The following is a 21,447-nucleotide window of genomic DNA, read 5'->3' as shown; positions in this document are numbered from 1 at the left end:
GTCGGTGCTATAGATTCCGGGCTTAGCGAACATGCTGCGATGCGACCGCCTCCGGAAGGCCGTTGCGCGAAACGCGGGACACATACCACCAGATGACCCCAATCGCAACGGTGTTCTCGCGCTGTTCGCCAAATAGCCTGAGATGGCCGCTTTTTGACAGGATTTAGGTCGATGCTTCAAGCGGCGGCCGCCCGGGATGCATTAGCCAATGAGTTGGGTTCGACGGCCGGTGCCTTCTCGGAGCGCACGGCCAGCTTCACGCTCGGCTAGCACGAGCCCCGCGTGGCAGATTATGCGCGCTGCGTAGCCCGGTCAGCCGCCGTCGGCGGACGGCGGTAGGTTTGGAATGACATGAGTGTGCACGCGACCCCGGAAGACCTAGCCAAGCCCGCCTCCGAAGCAGATCGACTGCTTGACGGCCTCAACCCGCAGCAGCGCCAGGCGGTGGTACATGAGGGTTCGCCGCTGCTGATCGTGGCCGGTGCCGGCTCGGGCAAAACTGCGGTGTTGACGCGGCGGATCGCTTACCTGATCGCGGCCCGAGGTGTCGGGGTCGGCCAGATCCTGGCCATCACCTTCACCAACAAGGCTGCCGCGGAGATGCGCGAGCGTGTAGTGCGGCTAATCGGCAACCGAGCCCGGGTGATGTGGGTGTCGACGTTTCACTCGACCTGCGTACGCATTCTGCGTAACCAGGCGTCCCTGATCGGCGGCCTCAACTCCAACTTTTCCATCTATGACGCCGACGATTCGCGCCGACTGCTGCAGATGATCGGCCGAGACATGGGGCTCGACATCAAGCGGTACTCGCCACGGCTGATGGCCAACGCCATCTCCAACCTGAAGAACGAGTTGATCGACGCCGAACGCGCGGTGGCCAACCTGTCTGAAGACGCCGATGACCTGGCCCGTACCGTTGCCGCCGTCTACGGCGAATACCAGCGGCGACTGCGGGCAGCCAACGCGCTGGACTTTGACGACCTGATCGGGGAAACCGTCGGGGTCCTGCAGGCCTTCCCGCAGATCGCCGAATACTACCGGCGGCGGTTCCGGCACGTCCTGGTCGACGAATACCAAGACACTAACCACGCACAGTACGTGCTGGTCCGGGAATTGGTTGGCCACGGCGTTGATGTACCGCAAGACGTGCCGCCGGGGGAGTTATGCGTCGTCGGCGATGCCGACCAGTCGATCTACGCGTTCCGCGGAGCCACCATTCGCAACATCGAGGACTTCGAACGCGACTACCCGGACGCTACAACGATTCTGCTGGAACAAAATTACCGCTCGACGCAAAACATTCTGTCGGCGGCCAACTCCGTGATTGCCCGTAACTCCGGACGCCGTGACAAGCGACTGTGGACCGACGCCGGCAAAGGCGAGTTGATTGTTGGCTACGTCGCCGACAACGAGCACGACGAGGCCAGGTTCGTCGCCGATGAAATCGATGCGCTCGCCGGGCACGGCGAGATCACCTACAACGATGTAGCTGTCTTCTATCGCACCAACAATTCATCGCGGTCAATGGAGGAAGTGTTTATCCGCGCCGGAATTCCGTACAAAGTTGTTGGGGGAGTTCGCTTTTACGAGCGCAAGGAGATTCGCGACGTCGTCGCTTACCTGCGGGTGTTGGACAATCCCGGCGACGCCGTCAGTATGCGGCGCATCCTCAACACACCGCGTCGCGGCATCGGCGATCGCGCCGAGGCTTGCGTGTCGGTGTACGCCGAGAACACCGGCACCAGCTTCGCCGACGCGCTACAGGCCGCGGCCGAAGGAAAAGTGCCAATGCTGAATACCCGTGCGGAGAAAGCGATCGCGGGTTTCGTTGAGCTGCTTGACGACTTGCGGGGTCGTCTCGATGACGACCTGGGTGATCTGGTCGAGTCTGTGCTGGAACGTAGCGGATACCGCAGGGAGTTGGAGTCCTCCAACGACCCGCAGGAGTTGGCCAGGCTGGACAATCTCAACGAACTCGTAAGCGTCGCACACGAATTCAGTACCGACCAGGCCAACATTGCTGCGCTCGAGGAGGCTGGCGAGCTCGGCGGCACAGCCGCTGACGAAGATGTGCCGGACACCGGTGTGTTGGCGGCGTTTCTGGAACGGGTGTCGCTGGTTTCTGACACCGACGAGATCCCTGAGAACAATTCCGGTGTCGTCACGCTGATGACGTTGCATACCGCGAAAGGATTGGAGTTCCCGGTGGTGTTCGTCACCGGATGGGAGGACGGCATGTTCCCGCACATGCGGGCGCTGGACGATCCTACGGAGCTCTCCGAGGAGCGTCGGCTGGCCTATGTCGGCATCACCCGGGCCCGTCAACGCCTCTACCTGAGCAGGGCTATCGTTCGGTCTTCGTGGGGGCAGCCCATGCTCAACCCCGAGTCGCGGTTCCTGCGGGAAATCCCGCAGGAACTCATCGACTGGCGGCGCAGCGCCCCCGCCCCGTCGTACAGTGCGCCGGTGAGCGGCGCAGGCCGGTTCGGTACGGCGCGCCCGTCGCCGATCCGGTCCGGAGCAAGCAAGCGTGCGCTGCTGGTGCTGGCGCCCGGTGATCGGGTGACACACGACAAGTACGGCCTGGGTCGGGTCGAGGAAGTCTCCGGTGTTGGCGAATCGGCGATGTCACTGATTGACTTCGGCAGCTCAGGGCGAGTGAAGCTGATGCACAACCACGCCCCGTTGAGCAAGCTTTAATAGTCAGCTTTCCAGCCAGCGTTTGGTCTGCGGAAGTGCCACCAGCACCGCGCTGGCGATCGGCAGCACGGGAAGCGCGTGCACGATCCACGCAACTCGGGCGCCGGCGATGAATACACCGCCGTAGGTCAGCAAGGCGACCACCGCGCCGGCGACGATGAGGTAGCGCCCAATAGAGCGCCGTTGCAGCAGCATGATCACGCCGGACACGGTGGATATGGCAAACACCAGGGCGAGAAACCCCACCGCAAGGCAAAACAGCCGGTCGGATTTCCACCAGCCGGCGATCAGGTCGGTGGCCACCACCGATGTGGCCCACCCGCTGACGATGCTGACCGCGCAGGCGGCGACCGCTGCCCGGGAACTCGGCTCATCGGTCGGTGCGCCGGTTAGGTCCGCCCGCCGGCCCACACGAGTGGGGGCCGCCGATTCCGCGACCGCAGGAATCGGTCCTGTCGGGGCGCGTCGGATAATCCTGGTCCGCGATCCGTCGGGCGACGCCGTAGGGACGTGCGGTGGGGTGGGTGAGGGCGGGTCGTCCGGCTCGGTCACAAGGTCAACCGGCGTAGTTGCCGACGTAGATTCCCCGCTTGGCCAGCCACGGCACGGGGTCAATTCGCTCGCTGCCGCCCAGCAGCACTTCGAAATGCAGGTGCGGGCCGGTGGAGTTGCCTCGGTTACCTATGGTGGCGATCTGGTCGCCCGCCATCACGCGCTGGCCGACGCTGACCAGCGTGGTATTGACGTGACCGTAGAGCGTGACCGTGCCGTCGGCGTGGCGCAACTTGACCCACATGCCGTAGCCGGCGGTCGGGCCAGCGTCGATGACAACGCCGTCGGACACCGCAAGGATCGGGGTTCCGATCGCGTTGGCGAGGTCGATACCGGCGTGCAGCACACCCCAGCGGTACCCAAAATTTGAGGTGAATGTGCCTTTTGTCGGCATCACATAGAGCGGCTGCGCCAGGCGCGCCTCGCGCTGAGCGCGCTCGTGTGCGAAGGCCACGCCTTTGGCGAGCTCCTCGTTGTGCACCGCGGCACTCGCTGCGGGCTGGACCGCGATGACCTGGACGCCGCGGGTTGCATTGCTGACCGCGGCACCGCTCAGCGCCGATGCGTTGGCGGTCAACACCGTCTCGATCTTGGGGGTAGCGGCATGAGTGGTGGCGGCATGTGCTGCCGCGGCCACCGCGCCGGCAGCCATTGCCGAGATCAGCAAACGGCCTCTGGCCGCGCTGGTCGGTTGCTTTCGGTGCTGGCCGGGTCGGCGCCGCGCGCCGGTGAAGTTCGGGGCAACGTTGGCCGGCGTGGCTAGCGGCTCCGAGGTCAGATTGTCGATGTCATGTAGATCGTCGAGCTCTGGAGCCAGCAGCACCTGCGTTTCGTTGTTGAAGCTGTAGTCGTCGCTGAACTCCAGCTCGTCAATTTCGGCCAAATCTAGGTCATAAAGGTCATCGAGGTCGTCAAAGCCGTCGACGGGAATGATTTCGGTAACGTCGTTGCGGTGGTGCTCCAACCAGCGGTCGCGGGAGGAGCGCACTGCTCCGGGAGCCATGCGGGAGCGAACGAGATGGTACTGGGGCAACTGAAATGTCCTCGGATCGTGACCATAACGTTATCTGGACCCTGAGACGGTAGCCGCTAGCGGATGCTGCTGGCAAATCTGAGACATATTCCGCCCGAGATTGTGATTGGGATCACGTTACGGGCTAATTAACAATTGGTGACTGGTCTCACATCGGTGGGATGCGGCGTTAGCCGCCGTTTGGCGTGTGGCTACAGTTCCACCGTGCGTGTTGCCGAATATGGCACCGCCTACCTATTTGGCCAATGCGAAGACAGTGAGCCCATGGATCTTTTTGAGTATCAAGCCAAGGAATTGTTCGCCAAGCACGGCGTACCTGGCACACAGGGGCGGGTGACCGATAGCGCAGAAGGCGCTAAAGCCATCGCCACCGAGATCGGTCGTCCGGTGATGGTGAAAGCGCAAGTAAAAACCGGCGGGCGAGGCAAGGCGGGGGGCGTCAAATACGCCGCCACCCCCGACGATGCCTACCAGCACGCCAAGAACATTCTTGGCCTGGATATCAAAGGCCACATCGTCAAAAAATTGCTGGTGGCCGAAGCTAGCGACATCGCCGAGGAGTACTACCTCTCCTTCCTGCTCGACCGGGCCAATCGGACCTACCTCGCGATGTGTTCGGTGGAAGGCGGCATGGAGATCGAAGAGGTGGCCGCCACCAAGCCCGAACGGCTGGCCAAGATCCCGGTGGACGCCGTCAAGGGCGTGGACCTGGCCTTCGCGCGTTCCATCGCGGAGCAGGGCCATCTGCCGGCTGAGGTACTGGACACCGCCGCGGTCACCATCGCCAAGCTGTGGGAGCTCTTCGTCGCCGAGGACGCCACCCTGGTGGAGGTCAACCCGCTGGTACGCGATCCGCAAGACAAGATCCTCGCGCTGGACGGCAAGGTCACGCTCGACGCCAACGCCGACTTCCGCCAGCCCGGGCACGCCGACTTCGAGGACCGCGACGCCACCGACCCGCTGGAGCTCAAGGCCAAGCAGCACGACCTCAACTACGTCAAGCTCGACGGCGAGGTGGGGATCATCGGAAACGGTGCCGGTCTGGTGATGTCGACCCTCGATGTCGTCGCCTATGCCGGGGAAGGGCATGGGGGCGTTAAGCCGGCCAACTTCCTCGATATCGGCGGTGGCGCTTCCGCCGAGGTGATGGCCGCCGGTCTGGATGTGGTTTTGGGCGACGAGCAAGTCAAGAGCGTGTTCGTCAACGTATTCGGCGGGATTACCGCGTGCGACGCCGTGGCCACCGGAATTGTCAAGGCGTTGGAAATCTTGGGCGAGGAGGCTAACAAGCCTTTGGTGGTGCGCCTGGACGGCAATAACGTCGAAGAAGGCCGACGCATCCTGGCTGAGGCCAACCATCCGCTGGTGACGCTGGTTCCGACGATGGACGAGGCCGCCGACAAGGCCGCCGAGCTGGCGAGCGCCTGAGCGAAAGGACCCATGACTCACATGTCCATATTTCTGACCAAAGACAACAAGGTCGTCGTCCAGGGCATCACTGGCAGCGAGGCCACCGTCCATACCGCTCGAATGCTCAAGGCGGGCACCCAAATCGTGGGCGGCGTCAACGCCCGCAAGGCGGGCGCCACCGTCACGCATGAGGACAAGGGCGGCCGGATCATCAAGCTGCCGGTGTTCGGCGGCGTCGCGGAGGCGATGGAAAAGACCGGCGCCGACGTGTCGATCATCTTCGTGCCGCCCAAGTTCGCCAAGGACGCGATCATCGAAGCGATCGACGCCGGGATCCCGCTGCTGGTGGTCATCACCGAGGGAATTCCAGTGCAGGACACTGCGTATGCGTGGGCTTATAACCTGGAGAAGGGCGGCAAGACCCGCATCATCGGGCCGAACTGCCCCGGCATCATCACGCCCGGCCAGGCGCTGGTGGGCATCACCCCGGCCACCATCACCGGAGCCGGTCCGATTGGTTTGGTGTCCAAGTCGGGCACTTTGACCTACCAGATGATGTTCGAGCTCCGCGATTTCGGCTTCTCCACCGCGATCGGTATCGGTGGCGACCCGGTGATCGGTACCACCCACATCGACGCCATCGAGGCCTTCGAAAAAGATCCCGATACCAAGATCATCGTCATGATCGGCGAGATCGGTGGGGATGCCGAAGAGCGCGCCGCCGACTACATCAAGGCCAACGTGTCCAAGCCCGTCGTCGGATATGTCGCGGGATTCACTGCGCCGGAAGGCAAGACGATGGGCCACGCCGGTGCCATCGTGTCCGGCTCGTCGGGCACCGCGGCCGCTAAGAAGGAAGCCCTGGAGGCGGCGGGCGTCAAGGTCGGTAAGACTCCGTCGGAGACGGCGGCGCTGGCCCGCGAAATGCTGCGCACCCTGTAATGGGCTGCTCGAGTGTGCTACACCGCAGCGGCCAGTTTGCCGGCTAGCCGTTCGACGTAGCCGGCGACTTCGTCTTCGGTGCGGTCCGGCATGCCGAACAGCACCTCGGTCACCCCGAGCTCGGACCACCGGGCCAGCTTCTCGGGCATCGGTTTGATGTCCAGGGCCACAATCTGGGGAGCACCGTCACGGCCAGCGGCCGCCCAGGTGTCCTTCAGCAGCTTCACCGGTTCGTCGATGTCGCAGTCACGCGGAGTCGTGATCCAGCCGTCGGCGTTGCGGGCGATCCAGGTGAAGTTCTTCTCGGTGCCCGCCGCACCCACTAGCACCGGAATGTGCGCCTGCACCGGCTTGGGCCAGGCCCAGCTAGGCCCGAACCTGACGAACTCGCCGTCGTAGCTGGCTTCTTCTTGTGTCCACAACGCCCGCATTGCTTCGAGGTATTCGCGCAACATGGTGCGGCGCCGCCCGGGTGGCACGCCGTGATCGGTGAGCTCGTCGGTATTCCACCCGAACCCGACGCCGAGGCTCACTCGGCCGCTGGACAAATGGTCCAGGGTGGCAATGCTTTTCGCCAGCGCGATGGGGTCATGTTCGACGGGCAGCGCCACCGCGGTGGACAGCCGAACCTGCGACGTCACCGCGCACGCCGTGGCCAAACTCACCCATGGGTCAAGGGTGCGCATATAGCGGTCGTCGGGCAGCGATGCATCACCGGTCGTCGGGTGGGCTGCCTCGCGCCTAACCGGGATATGGGTGTGTTCGGGCACGTAGAACGTGTGAAAGCCGTGGCTCTCCGCAAGCTTGGCGGCCGCGGCGGGGGTGATGCCGCGGTCGCTGGTGAAAAGCACAAGCCCGTAGTCCATGCCGAGAATTAGAACGTGTTCCACCTGCGGCGGGCAAGCGGTCGAGCCGACGATTGCGGCGGCCATCGGTGCTGGGCGAGTTGACACGCAGGTGGCCCCGGCGCGGGCGCCCCAACGTGCGCTAGCGTGGGTGATCGAATGCGTCGCAACGTAAGCGCTGCCAATTTAGGCGTTTATCCAACGGCGCGCGTGGGAGCACAGCGTTGCACTGCAGCAGTGGCGCCGTGACGGCACTGGAAGCAACAGGAGGAGTCATGACCTACTCGCCCGGTAGTCCCGGATATCCACCCGCGCAGCCCGCCGGGTCCTACCCTGGCGCCACACTCTCTTTTGCCAAAAGCGACGACGGTGAGAGCAAGCTTTCCCACTACTTGACGATCGCGGTGGTGGTACTCGGTCTGGCAGCGTATCTCGGAAATTTCGGCCCGACGTTTACCCTGAGCGCCGACCTCGGTCCGGGCTCCGGTGGACGCGCCGGTGATGCCGGCACTGCGGTCGTCGTTGCGCTGCTGGCCGCCCTGCTTGCCGGGTTGGCCCTGCTGCCCAAGGCGAAGAGCAACGCCGGGGTAGTCGGGGCGATCGCGGTGCTGGGTGCGCTGCTGGCGGTCTCGGAGATGATCAATATGCCCGCCGGCGTCTCGATCGGTTGGGCGATGTGGTTCGTTCTGGCTTGCAGCGTGCTCCAAGCGATCGCTGCTGTCGCCGCGCTTCTGCTGGAGGCGGGTGTTATCACTGCACCGGTACCGCGGCCGAGGTACGACTCTTACCCGCAGTATGGCCAGTACGGGCAGTATGGCCAGTACGGGCCTCAGTCGTATTACGGCCAGCCGAGTGGACCGCCGCAGGTCGGACTGCACGCGCACAGCCCGCAGCAGTCACCCGCCGGGTATGGGTCGCAGTACGGTGGATATACCTCAAGCCAGGCTCCGACCCAGGCCGGGATGCCGACCACGGGCGGATTCGGCGCGCAGCACTCGGCGCAGCAAGGACCAGCGACCCCACCCACCGGCTTCCCAAGCTTTAGCCCGCCATCGGTCGGTGCGGGCACCGGGTCGCAGGCGGGTTCGGCTCCGGTCAGTTACTCCAATCCCACCGGGAGTCAGCAGTCCTACGGTCAGGGTCAGGATTCGACGTCGTCATCGTCGGGGTCAGCGCCGGTTTAACCGGGCGCTTTCGCGCCTAGCTGGGCATATGCGCCGGGAATGAAAAGGGTGCCAAAAGGTGAGGACAATCGGGCCGCGGGTGCTCGCCAGGCGCGTGACCTGGTAAGGGTCGCATTCGGCCCGGCAGTGGTGGCGCTGGTCATCATCGCCGCGGTCACGCTGCTCCAGCTGCTGATGGCCAACAGCGACATGACCGGCGCGTTGGGCGCCATCGCCAGTATCTGGCTCGGCGTGCACCAGGTGCCGACCTCAATTGGCGGCCGCGAACTGGGCGTAATGCCGCTGCTGCCGGTCCTGTTGATGGTGTGGGCTACTGCACGCAGCACTTCGCGGGCCACCTCCGCGTCCTCGTCGTGGCTTGTTGTCCGGTGGGTTGTCGCGTCCGCGTTGGGCGGGCCCTTGCTGATAGCGGCGATCGCGCTGGCGGTTATCCATGACGCGTCGTCGGTGCTGACCGAGCTGCAGACGCCCAACGCCTTGCGCGCGTTCACCGGCGTGCTGGTGGTGCATTCCATCGGTGCGGCGATCGGGGTGAATTCGCGGGTGGGTCGACGAGTGCTGACGGCATCGCGGCTGCCGGACTGGGTGGGTGATTCGGTGCGCGCCGCGACAGCCGGGGTGCTGGCGTTGCTTGGGCTCTCCGGCCTGGTGACGGCGGGGTCGCTGGTTGTGCACTGGGCGACAATGCAAGAGCTTTACGGCATCACCGATTCGATATTCGGCCAGTTCAGCTTGACAGTGCTGTCGGTACTGTATGCGCCCAATGTGATTGTGGGCACTGCGGCGGTCGCGGTCGGTTCCAGTGCCCACCTTGGTTTTGCGACGTTTAGTTCGTTCACTGTTTTTGGTGGCGATATCCCGGCATTGCCAGTATTAGCCGCGGCTCCCGTGCCGCCGCTCGCGCCAGTCTGGGTCGCCCTGCTGATCATCGGCGCGTCATCGGGGGTGGCGGTCGGGCAACAATGCGCCAGACATCCGCTGCCTCTGGTTACCGCGATGGCTAAGCTGCTGGTCGCGGCGGTGGCTGGGGCACTAATGATGGCATTGCTTGGCTACGCCGGGAGCGGTCGGCTGGGCAATTTCGGCGATGTGGGCGTGGATCAGGGCACCCTGGTGGTCGGCGTCTTCTTCTGGTTCGCTGTCGTTGGTTGGGTCACGGTGGTCGTGGCCGGCGGGATCAGGAGGCTTCCCGGACAGCCCAAACCACCACCCGCCCCGCCGATCGAAGAGCACGCCGACGCAGCGTCGGTAAACCACGGTGCGTCCACCGACGACGACCTCAACGTTGCCTTCGACGTCTCTGGAGACGACGAAGTGCCCAAAGCCGAACCCCCCGAGGCCGAGGATTAGCCGCATCGGCGCCGAACGTGCGGCTGGGCGCACGCTCGGTCACGAACGTGCGACTGGCTTCACGTTCGGCCAAGGATCCGCTCGACTAAGTCGGATGTCTGGTTCTTCTGCGGCCGCTTGCGTGGCCGCCATCGTCGCCGGACTACGCTCGCGGTGTGGCCGAACCGCTCTGTGTGCCCCCCAGTGCACCGGCGCGGGTGGTGGTGCTGGCATCGGGCACCGGTTCGCTGCTGGGTTCACTGATCGACGCCGCCGTCGGTGACTATCCGGCGCGGGTGGTGGCCGTCGGTGTCGATCGTGCCTGTCGGGCGACGGAGATCGCCAAGGCGGCGTCAGTGCCGACCTTTACCGTCCGACTCGCTGACCACCCCGGGCGCGATGCCTGGGACGCCGCGATCACCGAAGCCGCCGCGGCGCACACGCCCGATCTGGTTGTCTCGGCGGGATTTATGAGAATCCTTGGGCCGCAGTTTCTTTCACGATTCTTTGGCCGTATCGTCAATACTCATCCGGCGCTGCTCCCGGCATTCCCGGGTGCGCATGGCGTGGCTGACGCGTTGGCATACGGTGTGAAGGTCACCGGCGCTACGGTGCACCTGGTGGATGCCGGCACCGACACCGGGCCGATATTGGCGCAGCAACCCGTTCCGGTGCTCGACGGCGACGACATAGCGACTTTGCATGAACGCATTAAGGTCACCGAACGGCGGCTATTGGTCGACGTGGTGGCCGCAATCGCGACCGGTGGCGTGACCCTGGTCGGCAGAAAAGCGACGATCGGACGAAAGGCGACCATAGGATGAGTACCGACGAGTCAAAAAGGCCGATTCGCCGCGCGTTGATCAGTGTGTACGACAAGACCGGCCTGATTGACCTTGCCCAGGGTCTGAGTGCGGCGGGCGTCGACATCGTCTCGACCGGATCTACAGCGAAGGCCATTGCCGATAAAGGGATTTCGGTGACACCTGTGGAGGAGCTGACCGGGTTCCCCGAGGTGCTCGACGGCCGGGTCAAGACGCTGCACCCGCGAGTTCATGCCGGCCTGCTGGCCGACTTGCGCAAACCCGAGCACGCCGCGGCGCTTGAGCAACTCGGAATCGAGGCATTCGAACTAGTTGTCGTCAACTTGTATCCGTTCAGCCAGACGGTCGAGTCCGGTGCGACGGTCGACGAATGTGTCGAGCAGATCGATATCGGCGGACCTTCGATGGTGCGGGCGGCCGCGAAGAACCATCCCAGCGTGGCGGTGGTCACCGACCCGCTCGGGTACGCTGGCGTGCTTGCTGCGGTGCGCGGCGGCGGATTCACCCTCGCTGAGCGTAAAAGGCTGGCGTCGATGGCATTTCAGCACACCGCGGAGTACGACATCGCCGTCGCCAGCTGGATGCAGTCGACGCTGGCGCCCGAACAGCCACCGACGGCGTTTCCGCAGTGGTTTGGCCGGAGCTGGCGTCGCTCGGCAATGCTGCGCTACGGCGAGAACCCGCATCAGCAGGCGGCCCTGTACAGCGACCCCAGTGCCTGGCCGGGCCTGGCGCAGGCCGAGCAGCTGCACGGGAAAGATATGTCCTACAACAACTTCACCGACGCAGACGCGGCCTGGCGTGCTGCCTTCGACCACGAGCAGTCGTGCGTGGCAATCATCAAGCACGCCAACCCATGCGGGATTGCAATCTCGTCGGTGTCGGTCGCCGACGCACATCGCAAGGCCCACAACTGCGACCCGCTGAGTGCCTACGGCGGAGTTATCGCCGCCAACACCGAAGTCAGCCTTGAGATGGCAGAGTACGTGAGCACCATTTTTACCGAGGTGATCGTTGCGCCCGCCTACGCGCCAGGCGCCGTCGACGTGCTGGCCCGCAAAAAGAATGTCCGGGTTTTGGTGGCCTCTGAACCGCTACGCGGGGGTAGCGAGCTGCGGCCGGTCAGTGGGGGACTGTTGATCCAGCAACCCGACCAGCTTGACGCGGCCGGTGACAACCCGGCGAACTGGACCTTGGCGACCGGATCACCGGCCGGCCCAGCGACGTTGACGGACTTGGTCTTTGCGTGGCGTGCCTGCCGTGCGGTGAAGTCGAACGCGATCGTGATTGCCGCCGACGGCGCGACTATCGGTGTTGGCATGGGTCAGGTCAACCGGGTTGACGCCGCCCGCCTGGCCGTTGAGCGTGGCGGCGACCGGGTCCGTGGCGCGGTGGCGGCCTCCGACGCGTTCTTCCCCTTCGCTGACGGACTTCAGACGCTGGCCGCGGCCGGAGTCACGGCGATAGTGCACCCCGGAGGCTCCGTGCGTGACGAGGAAGTTACCGCAGCCGCGGCCAACGCTGGGGTCAGTTTGTATCTCACCGGAGCTCGCCACTTCGCGCACTAGACCGGGTGCGGCCAGGCGAGTCAGGCCCGGGGCGCTGGGCCTGACCAGTTGCGTGACATACGCACGAAACATTCGTATGGCTATTGTTTCCGGATGCCACTTAAACCTGCTGCCGACGCATCGACTCATGGTGTCGGTCTGCTCGATGCGGCCGCGATCTTGTTCCCGCTGTGTGGCCACGCAGCGGGCGTAGGTGCTCGCATTACCCGTTGTCGGCCGCGGCATTCGACTACGAGGCCACAAAGAACCCGATACGCTGCTGCGATCATGGCATTCAAACAGCACCTCGCGGGTATCAGCGATCCAGCCACGGTCGGCGACCTGCCGAGCTGATGGCGGGTGCACCAGTGGGCGATGAACGGCCGCGGCGCAACCGGCGTGGGGTGGATAAGCGAACTGCGTTGCGGAGTGTGCCGATACTCGCCGACGTCGACGACGACCAGATCGATCGTCTCTGTAGCGCCGTAGATCGCTACCATGTCCAGGCCAACGAGTGGCTCTTTCGGATGGGAGATCCATCGGACGCCATCTACATAGTTGACTCGGGGCGATTCGCCGCTGTCGATGTCGATGAACACGTGATTTCTGAGATGGCATCCGGTGACTCGATCGGGGAGCTGGGCGTGATCGCGGGGACTGTCCGGTCGGCTGATGTACGGGCTCTTCGGGACGGTTTCGTCTGGAAGGTGGCCGCTGACACGTTTACCGATCTGCTCACCACGACTCCGCAACTGCAATCGGTGATGCTGCGTGCAATGGCGGGGATGCTTCGCGAGTCTCGATCTGCGAACATCTCTCGGCGTCCCCGGGTCATCGGCATCCTCTCGACGGGGGACGCGGCCGCGGCGCCGATTGTCGACGCGGTGGCGACGCGCCTGGCCTGCTACGGCAAGACCGCCGTGGTCGCGCCGCCCGTCGACACAACGGCCGCAGTCGGTGATTACGGCGAGTTTGTCGAAGCGTTCAGCGCAACCCTGGATCGGGCGGAGCGAAGCAACGATTGGGTCCTGGTGGTGGCCGACCGAGGCTCAGGCGACCTGTGGCGACGATTTGTTGGCGCGCAGAGTGACCGACTTGTGGTGCTGGTGGACCAACCACATCCTCCGGAGGCGGTCGATCAACTTGTTACTCACGGGCCAGTCCACCTGATTACGTGCATCGCAGAACCGGATCCGAGTTGGTGGGATCTGCTGGACCCGATCTCACACCACCACGCCGACGACAATGGCATCGGTGCGCTCGCCCGCAGAATCGCCGGCCGATCCCTAGGTCTGGTGCTGGCAGGTGGCGGCGTTCGAGGGCTGGCACATTTTGGTGTTTACGACGAGCTCACTCGGGCGGGCGTTGTCATCGATCGGTTTGGCGGAACGAGCGCGGGTGCTCTTGCGGCTGCGGGCTTCGCGCTCGGGATGGACCCCCATGATGCGATCGCTAATGTCCATGAGTTCTTTGCGCAGGCCAACCCATTAGGCGATTACGCGGTCCCGGCCGTCGCTCTCACTCGAGGTGGACGCTTCGATCGGGTAATCGACAAATTCTGTGGCGGCACCTTGATCGAGCACTTGCCACGAGAGTTCTTCTGCGTTTCGGCAGACCTCACCACGGGCGATCAGGTGATCCATCGGCGCGGGCCGATGTCGGTCGGGGTGCGCGCCTCGATCGCGATCCCCGGTATCCTGCCGCCTGTCCAATATGGCAAGCAGATCCTGGTCGACGGTGGACTGTTGAACAACCTTCCGGCCGACGTGATGTGCGCCGACCCAGACGGCGAAGTCATCTGCGTCGATCTGCGTCGAACGTACGTGCCGTCGAAGGGCTTTGGTCTGCTGCCGTCGTTCGTTCAACCTCCCGCGTTCGTCCGGCGGCTATTGACCGGGACCGATGTTGCCCTACCGCCGTTACAAGAGACGCTGCTTCGCGCCTTTGATCTTGCGGCCTCCACCGCGAATCTGCGCGAGCTTCCGCGAATCGCGGCCATCATCGAGCCGGACGTTTCATCGATCCATCCGTTGGACTTCAAGAAGGTTGATGCCGCCCTGGACGCGGGTCGGATCGCGGCCCGAGCGGTTCTCGAAGCACAGCCCCACCTCGCTAGCTGAGTCCACGGGCACCGCGGCCCACTGTTCAACTGAAGAACCATTACGCATGTCCGTATCCCGTCGTAGCGTGGAGTGGTGACTTCACCGAGCAATCTGCCCCGCACGGTCGGCGAATTACGCGCCTCCGGTCATCGTGAACGGGGAGTCAAGCAGGAAATCCGCGAGAATCTGCTGACCGCGCTGGCCGAGGGAGACGATGTTTGGCCGGGCATCCTGGGGTTTGACGAGACCGTGTTGCCGCAGCTGGAGCGGGCGCTGATCGCAGGTCATGACTTCGTCCTGCTCGGCGAACGCGGGCAAGGCAAGACTCGGCTACTGCGGGCGTTGGTCGGACTGCTCGACGAGTGGACGCCGGTGATCGCCTGCGCCGAGCTGGGTGAGCATCCGTACTCCCCGATCACGCCGGAGTCGATCCGGCGGGCCGATGAGCTCGGCGACGCCCTGCCGGTGGAGTGGAAGCACCGCAGTGAACGCTACACCGAGAAGCTGGCCACCCCCGATACCAGCGTCGCCGACCTGGTTGGTGACATCGACCCGATCAAAGTCGCCGAGGGGCGCAGCCTCGGGGATCCCGAGACCATCGCCTACGGGCTTATCCCGCGCGCCCACCGCGGCATCGTGGCGGTCAACGAACTGCCCGACCTCGCCGAACGCATCCAGGTATCGATGCTCAACGTCATGGAGGAACGCGACATCCAGGTTCGCGGCTACACTTTGCGGCTGCCGCTGGACGTGTTGGTGGTCGCCAGCGCCAACCCCGAGGACTACACCAACCGTGGTCGCATCATCACTCCGCTCAAAGACCGATTCGGCGCCGAGATCCGCACCCATTACCCGCAAGAGCTGGAGGCGGAGATGGGCGTCATCGCCCAAGAAGCACACCTGAGCGCACAGCTGCCCGACTACCTGACGCAGGTGATCGCGCGGTTTGCCCGTTACCTGCGGGAGTCCCCTTCGATCGATCAGCGGTCCGGGGTGTCGGCGCGGTTCGCGATCGCGGCCGCCGAGACGGTCGCGGCCGCTGCCCGGCACCGCGGCGCGGTGTTGGGAGAGACCGATCCGGTAGCCCGGATCGTCGACCTGGGCACTGTGATCGATGTGCTGCGCGGCAAGCTGGAGTTTGAGTCCGGCGAGGAAGGCCGCGAACAGGCGGTGCTCGAGCACCTGTTGCGCCGCGCGACCGCGGACACCGCCTCGAGGGTGCTGGGCGGCCCGAACGCTGTGGACGTCGGCTCGTTGGTGGCTGCCGTCGAGGGCGGTGCCGCGGTGACGACGGGCGAGCGGGTGTCGGCTAAGGATGTGTTGGCCGCCGTCCCGGGATTGCCGGTTGTGGACAGAATCGCGAGGAAACTGAGCGCCGAATCCGAAGGAGAACGCGCCGCGGCGCTGGAACTGGCGTTGGAGGCGTTGTACCTCGCGAAGCGTATCGACAAGGTGTCCGGGCAAGGCCAAACCGTCTATGGGTAGGGGACACTCGTCGCGCTACTCGGCGTATACCGGTGGACCCGACCCGCTGGCCCCGCCGGTGGATCTGCGTGAGGCCCTGGAACAGATCGGCCAGGACGTCATGGCGGGCACCTCGCCCCGGCGCGCCCTGTCCGAGCTGCTGCGGCGGGGTACCAAGACTATGACCGGGGCCGACCGGCTAGCAGCTGAGGCGAACCGACTCCGACGGGAGTTGTTGCGCCGCAACAACTTAGACGGCCTCCTGCAGGAGATTAAAAAGCTGCTCGACGAGGCTGTGCTGGCCGAACGCAAGGCACTGGCCCGCGCGCTGGACGACGACGCCCGCTTCGCTGAGCTGCAACTGGACGCGCTTCCGCCGTCACCGGCCAAGGCTGTCCAGGAACTGTCCGACTACACCTGGCGCAGCGGCGAGGCCCGCGAATCCTACGAGCAGATCAAGGATTTGCTCGGCCGCGAGATGCTGGACCAACGCTTCGCGGGCATGAAACAGGCGCTGTCACACGCCACCGATGAGGATCGCCAGCGTGTCAATGAGATGCTCGACGACCTCAACGACCTGCTGGACAAGCACGCCCGCTGCGAGGACACTCGGCAGGATTTTCAAGAATTCATGGACAAGCACGGCGAGTTCTTCCCGGAAAACCCGCGCAATGTCGAGGAGCTGCTGGACTCGCTGGCGAAACGAGCCGCTGCCGCGCAACGCTTCCGCAACAGCCTGAGCGAAGAGCAGCGACACGAACTGGATGCTTTGGCACAGCAAGCATTTGGGTCTCCGCGGCTAATGCAAGCGCTCAACCGACTGGACGCACATCTGCAAGCCGCACGCCCTGGCGAGGACTGGACCGGGTCGCAGGAGTTCTCTGGCGACAATCCGTTCGGCATGAGCGAAGGCACCCAGGCGTTGACCGATATCGCCGAGTTGGAGCAGCTCGCCGAGCAGCTGTCGCAGAGCTATCCGGGCGCCACCATGGACGACGTGGACCTGGACGCGCTGGCCCGCCAGCTCGGCGACCAGGCCGCGATCGATGCTCGAACACTCGCGGAATTAGAACGCGCGCTGGTCAATCAGGGTTTCCTGGATCGCGGTTCCGACGGCCAGTGGCGGCTTTCCCCCAAGGCCATGCGCCGGCTCGGTGAGACGGCGTTACGTGATGTGGTGCAACAACTTTCCGGCCGGCGTGGCGAACGTGACCATCGGCGCTCCGGGGCTGCCGGCGAGCTCACCGGCGCGACTCGCCCGTGGCAGTTCGGTGACACCGAGCCGTGGCACATCTCCCGCACGCTGACCAACGCGGTGTTGCGGCAGGCGGGAACAGCCCCGCTGAATGGGCCGAGTGGCCCACTCCGGATAGCAGTCGACGACGTGGAGGTTTCCGAGACCGAGACGCGCACCCAGGCTGCGGTTGCTTTATTGGTGGATACCTCGTTTTCGATGGTGATGGAGAATCGCTGGCTGCCGATGAAACGAACGGCGCTCGCGCTCAACCACCTGGTGTGCACGCGGTTCCGGTCGGATGCCTTGCAAATCATCGCGTTTGGTCGGTATGCCCGGACGGTGACAGCCGCCGAGCTGACCGGGTTGGAAGGCGTCTACGAGCAGGGCACCAACCTGCATCACGCGCTCGCGCTGGCGGGCCGTCACCTGCGCCGACACCCAAGCGCGCAGCCCGTTGTGCTGGTGGTGACCGACGGTGAGCCGACCGCCCACCTGGAGGACGTCGACGGCGACGGTTCTGCGGTGTTTTTTGATTACCCGCCGCATCCGCGGACCATCGCCCACACCGTGCGTGGGTTCGACGATATGGCAAGGTTAGGTGCGCAAGTCACGATCTTCCGGCTAGGCAGTGATCCCGGCCTGGCACGGTTTATCGACCAGGTTGCGCGACGAGTCGAGGGGCGCGTTGTGGTGCCTGATCTCGACGGGCTGGGAGCGGCCGTGGTGGGCGACTACCTGCGGTCGCGGCGGCGTCGCTAGCGGCGATCGCGACTAGTTGAACCGCGAAAGTGCAACTGGCTACGCCGCTACTCGGGAAACGTGTCGGTAGTTGCACTTTCGCCCACGCCGTAGGTGACCTAGCCCCGGCCACCTGGGGACTCGTACAGGTACGGGTAGTGCACGTTCGGGTCGTTTCCGGGCCGCATGCTCGGTGGTGGCGGCGCCGTGCGCCAAGCGGCCGGGAGATGACAGCCTGTGTCGGTGGAGTAATCCAACGGGCTGTCGCTGTCGCCGTTGACCAGGTTGATCAACGCACCGTCGTCGCTGATTTGGGAATTGTTGGGTGCGCCCAGCGGCAATGGCGGGCTCCCGGGCGCGGAGTTGTTGGGCCGAAAGTTCGCCGCCGCGAACACCGGTGCCAACTCGGTCACGATCTGCAGCCATTGCGCCGACGTTGGAGCAGGGCTGCCGAAGAACAGATCGGTATCCTGCTGCCGACCTATGGCAGCGATGAACGGGCCACTGCAGCCGTTGATTTGGTGCGAAACTTGTACTGTCGAAAATTGGGTTGCCGATGAGTATTTCGTGATTGTTGCGCGGATTGTGACGTCGATGCTGGCGAGCTGCTGCACAACGGTTTCCAGGTCTGGCCGCTGGTTGACAATTTTCTGTAGACGGTCCAACTCGCCATGCCCTGGTATCGGGTTGGGGTTGTAGGTTGCGGGATCAACGCATCCGGTGAGCACCGCTGCCATCGCGCTCAGCACCGCTACCACGACCCCGCGTTTGTTCATGACTACGGCCCGGCGATGATGATTGGCGCCTGCTGCGGCGGGATCGCCGGAGGCGGTGGTTTGATCAGGTCGTTCGGCAATCCTGCCAGCACCGCGGCCAAGTTGTAGCCACTCATGCGCAGCCGTTGGTTGGCGTCGACGCGAGTATATTCGGCGTGCCCGTATGCGCCGCAATTCCACTGCCCATCACCGGATTTTCCATCCAGAGCGAAACCTGACTGGGTGGATAGCTCGATGAAGCCAGGCACATCTTGCAGGCCCCGGCCGAACACGCCGGTAAAAGGAATCAGGCCGGCGACCGCGTCGTTGCCCGCGATCATGTAATAGGCATGTCCAGGTTCAACGCCAAGCGCAGCGGCGTTGCTGAGCTCGGCACCTGGTGAGCCATACAAGACGACGTCGTGGACGGGTGCGCCCTGCTGCAACGCCAGGCTGGTGGTGAGCGACCCGTAGGAATGCCCAAACGCGGTGATGTGCTGATCCGCCACAGCGGTGGTGGCCGCCAAGCCCTTATAGAAGCTGTTCAGCGGCCCCGCGCCAGCGCGGGCGAGCCAGTCGTGGGTGACCTCTCGGAGGCTATCCGGCGTGTCATAGCCCAGCCAGCTAACACAAGCCACCGCACCGGGATTCGCGACGCCGGCTCGTTTGCGCAAATCGACTGCCTTGTTGCGCTGGGCGTGGGCTTCGCTAACCATCTGTGCAACGGTGGAGCTGACCCGCGCGTTCATCCCACCGACGGTGACTCCGACACGTAGTGCGTTGTCGACATCGCCGACCCCAACGGCCGCAAGCACCTTGTCGGGATTGCTGATGGTGTCCAGCAGTATCAAGCTGACGCCTCGGTGTGCGGTCAAGGTATCTCGCAGCTGCTTGAGATCCGCCAACTTGTCGGTGTCCTGGTGCCAGACCCCGTTACCGTCGCACCAACCGTTCTGCAGCCGGGTAATTTCACGTTGCAGCACAGGAATATTGAGCTCGTCGCGAACCTCGGTCGGGATGCCGTCGAGGTTGCGGATGGTGTTTCCGAACCACTGTTTAACCCGATCCTGCTGGTACGGAATCAGTGAACGCCACCACGTGTTGACCACATCGGGACTACTGCCTGGCGGTGGCAGATGCGGCATTCTGGGTGGCTCGTGGCTGATTTCGGCGTCGACCTGTTCGGGGGACAGCTCACCGCCGGCACCGCGAACCGCCGCCGCCAGATCTTCATCTGCGGTCTCTGCATCAGCCAACAGCTGGCTGATGTTCTCCCTCAGCATGATTGCGGTGTCAAGGATGCAGTTCTGGGCCCCGGCGGTTAATGACGACAAGTTGGAAGGCGGCAATACCGCACCGGTGGTGTCGACAATCGTGAGCTGATGGTCCAGGGCTGTCTGACGAATCATCTGCAATCGCCACTTGATCGCAGCAACCTCGTCAGCCGACTTCTCCGCGGCCCTCGCGGCGGCTTCGCAGGCGTCGGCGTGGGTGTCGAGGATAAGCGCGGTGCGGTAGGTCGCTGCCTGGGCCGCTGCTGCGGTGTCACCGCCAAAATCGAGCAACCGCATGATTTCGCGCAGCGCGTCCGATGCGGTGCGGGTGCCGTGCGCCCGCTTGGTCGCAGCCCCAAAGACTGTTGTGATCGCCGCGGGATCCCAGTGCTCAATATCAACCAGGTTCAACGTCATGGCGTGGGTCAGATTTCACCGTCGACGGTGTCATTCACCTGGGCCAGGGCGGTGGCGTTGCGCTGTTCGGATGCGGTGAATCCGGTAGCGGCGACATACATGCCACCGGCATGCTCACTGAAGCGGCCGATGTGATTGGTGCTGGCTATCGCCCACCGATCAAGCAACCCCGACAACGCGGCCGCCGACGAGCCGACCCATCCCGGCTGAGCGTTCTCCGCTTCGCGGCGGCAGGACTGCTGTAACACCAGCAACGAATCGCCATGCTCGGCCAGCTCATTACCCGCGTAGCAGAGTATGTCAGGAATTGCCCGCAACTCTTCGGCCATAACCGCCCCCTGCCCGGATCAAATCCACACCCTCGGCATTTCTCGCCGGAGTATGGCACGAGCATCGGGTGTCAGCCAGTCACCGCCGAGTGCGTGAGCAGACCGGTTTTCTGCTACCTGCGGGGCCTGCGGGCCTTGCGTTTGATGCCCACGCCGCCCCACAGCGAGAAGCCGCGGATTTTCACCGTCGGTGCGCCTGGTGTGCCTTGGCCTAGCACTTGGCGGTCGAAGCTGCCCATCACACCGTGGCCGCTGATCTCCACGTTGACTTCGGGTGGCAGCAAAATAGTCTGCACACCCATCACTGAGTACGCGTGGAGTTCAACCTCTGTCGAGGTGAAGTCCGCGTAGCGCAAATCCAGCACCCCGCTGCCCCACAGCGAGAATGTGGTCAACTTCTTCGGCACATTCCATCGGCCGCGCCGCTCAAATCCGCTCATCAGGGCCAGCAGCAGCGTTGATGGCGCCGGATTGGGATTGCCGCCTCTGCGGGCGTTTACTTGCGAACCTGGCAGATCGGCCCGCAGCTGCTCCAGTTCCTGGTACGTTGTCGCCGCATATGCCCTGGTAAGCCGGTCTTCGTAGTCTTTCAGCTCCAGGCGGCCTTGCTCAGCGGCGTAGGCCAGCAACTGCGCAATCTGGATGCGGTCGGTGTCTGCTGCACGCAAAGGCTCGTCACGTGCGCCCTTCGCGTCACGTTGCGCTGAATTGCTCATCACCCACGAGCGTACGACCTCAAGATTTGGCTGCAATAGCAGTGCCTAA

The 21,447-nt window shown here is 64.2% G+C and carries 17 protein-coding genes; 10 read left to right on the top strand and 7 right to left on the bottom strand.

Annotation, left to right across the window (positions count from 1 at the left end; genetic code table 11):
• Positions 1-351: 351 nt before the first annotated feature.
• Positions 352-2,700: a DNA helicase PcrA gene (pcrA, locus tag B586_RS16000; RefSeq protein ID WP_047314309.1), complete on the top strand. Its 2,349-nt coding sequence runs from the start codon at positions 352-354 to the stop codon at positions 2,698-2,700.
• 3 nt (positions 2,701-2,703) lie between these two features.
• On the opposite strand, the gene B586_RS15995 is transcribed toward pcrA, so the two are convergent.
• Positions 2,704-3,252, bottom strand: coding sequence for a hypothetical protein (locus B586_RS15995; RefSeq protein ID WP_054879439.1), 549 nt, complete (start codon positions 3,250-3,252; stop codon positions 2,704-2,706).
• A 4-nt stretch (positions 3,253-3,256) separates the two neighbouring features.
• The gene (locus tag B586_RS15990) at positions 3,257-4,255 is read right to left on the bottom strand and encodes a M23 family metallopeptidase (RefSeq protein ID WP_054879440.1); all 999 of its coding nucleotides are present in this window, start codon (positions 4,253-4,255) and stop codon (positions 3,257-3,259) included.
• Positions 4,256-4,549: 294 nt separating this feature from the next.
• Between B586_RS15990 and sucC the strand changes: the two genes are divergently transcribed.
• A complete protein-coding gene (gene sucC / locus B586_RS15985) occupies positions 4,550-5,713 on the top strand; it encodes an ADP-forming succinate--CoA ligase subunit beta (RefSeq protein ID WP_054880864.1) in 1,164 nt (387 codons plus the stop codon).
• Between the two features lie 21 nt (positions 5,714-5,734).
• Positions 5,735-6,637, top strand: a complete 903-nt coding sequence (gene sucD, locus B586_RS15980; RefSeq protein WP_054879441.1) for a succinate--CoA ligase subunit alpha — start codon at positions 5,735-5,737, stop codon at positions 6,635-6,637.
• A gap of 17 nt (positions 6,638-6,654) precedes the next feature.
• On the opposite strand, the gene B586_RS15975 is transcribed toward sucD, so the two are convergent.
• A complete protein-coding gene (locus B586_RS15975) occupies positions 6,655-7,503 on the bottom strand; it encodes an LLM class F420-dependent oxidoreductase (protein ID WP_054880865.1) in 849 nt (282 codons plus the stop codon).
• A gap of 254 nt (positions 7,504-7,757) precedes the next feature.
• On the opposite strand from B586_RS15975, the gene B586_RS15970 reads away from it, so the two are divergent.
• The 7 genes from B586_RS15970 (at position 7,758) to B586_RS15940 (ending at position 17,928) form a co-directional block, all read left to right on the top strand.
• Positions 7,758-8,666, top strand: coding sequence for a DUF5336 domain-containing protein (locus B586_RS15970; RefSeq protein WP_054879442.1), 909 nt, complete (start codon positions 7,758-7,760; stop codon positions 8,664-8,666).
• A gap of 39 nt (positions 8,667-8,705) precedes the next feature.
• On the top strand, positions 8,706-10,016 hold the full coding sequence (locus tag B586_RS15965) for a cell division protein PerM (RefSeq protein WP_054879443.1): 1,311 nt from the start codon (positions 8,706-8,708) through the stop codon (positions 10,014-10,016).
• A 155-nt stretch (positions 10,017-10,171) separates the two neighbouring features.
• A complete protein-coding gene (purN, locus tag B586_RS15960) occupies positions 10,172-10,819 on the top strand; it encodes a phosphoribosylglycinamide formyltransferase (RefSeq protein WP_054879444.1) in 648 nt (215 codons plus the stop codon).
• Positions 10,816-12,387: a bifunctional phosphoribosylaminoimidazolecarboxamide formyltransferase/IMP cyclohydrolase gene (gene purH, locus B586_RS15955; protein WP_054879445.1), complete on the top strand. Its 1,572-nt coding sequence runs from the start codon at positions 10,816-10,818 to the stop codon at positions 12,385-12,387. Before purN ends, purH begins: the two co-directional genes overlap by 4 nt.
• A 347-nt stretch (positions 12,388-12,734) precedes the next feature.
• Positions 12,735-14,486: a cyclic nucleotide-binding and patatin-like phospholipase domain-containing protein gene (locus tag B586_RS15950; RefSeq protein ID WP_236971304.1), complete on the top strand. Its 1,752-nt coding sequence runs from the start codon at positions 12,735-12,737 to the stop codon at positions 14,484-14,486.
• Between the two features lie 72 nt (positions 14,487-14,558).
• The gene (locus tag B586_RS15945; protein ID WP_054879447.1) at positions 14,559-15,953 is read left to right on the top strand and encodes a magnesium chelatase ATPase subunit I; all 1,395 of its coding nucleotides are present in this window, start codon (positions 14,559-14,561) and stop codon (positions 15,951-15,953) included.
• Positions 15,946-17,928 carry a vWA domain-containing protein gene (locus B586_RS15940; RefSeq protein WP_054879448.1) on the top strand — a complete coding sequence of 661 codons (1,983 nt, stop codon included), beginning with the start codon at positions 15,946-15,948 and terminating at the stop codon, positions 17,926-17,928. The genes B586_RS15945 and B586_RS15940 overlap by 8 nt, the downstream gene beginning before the upstream one ends.
• 98 nt (positions 17,929-18,026) lie before the next feature.
• Here B586_RS15940 and B586_RS15935 read toward each other — a convergent pair whose 3' ends face one another.
• The 4 genes from B586_RS15935 to B586_RS15920 all read right to left on the bottom strand — a co-directional run bounded on the left by B586_RS15935 (position 18,027) and on the right by B586_RS15920 (position 21,398).
• On the bottom strand, positions 18,027-18,683 hold the full coding sequence (locus B586_RS15935; RefSeq protein ID WP_054879449.1) for an LppA family lipoprotein: 657 nt from the start codon (positions 18,681-18,683) through the stop codon (positions 18,027-18,029).
• Positions 18,684-18,685: 2 nt separating this feature from the next.
• A complete protein-coding gene (locus tag B586_RS15930) occupies positions 18,686-20,353 on the bottom strand; it encodes an alpha/beta hydrolase (protein ID WP_156406812.1) in 1,668 nt (555 codons plus the stop codon).
• 8 nt (positions 20,354-20,361) lie between these two features.
• Positions 20,362-20,682: a hypothetical protein gene (locus B586_RS15925; RefSeq protein ID WP_236971303.1), complete on the bottom strand. Its 321-nt coding sequence runs from the start codon at positions 20,680-20,682 to the stop codon at positions 20,362-20,364.
• Positions 20,683-20,795: 113 nt separating this feature from the next.
• Entirely contained in the window at positions 20,796-21,398 is a 603-nt protein-coding gene (locus tag B586_RS15920) for a DUF1707 SHOCT-like domain-containing protein (protein ID WP_047314321.1), read from the bottom strand.
• Positions 21,399-21,447 lie beyond the last annotated feature (49 nt).

It is taken from the genome of Mycobacterium haemophilum DSM 44634, from assembly GCF_000340435.2.
GTDB classification, from domain to species: domain Bacteria; phylum Actinomycetota; class Actinomycetes; order Mycobacteriales; family Mycobacteriaceae; genus Mycobacterium; species Mycobacterium haemophilum.
The sequence above is the reverse complement of the archived record's forward strand: the minus strand, read 5'-3'. Positions and strand labels throughout refer to the sequence as shown.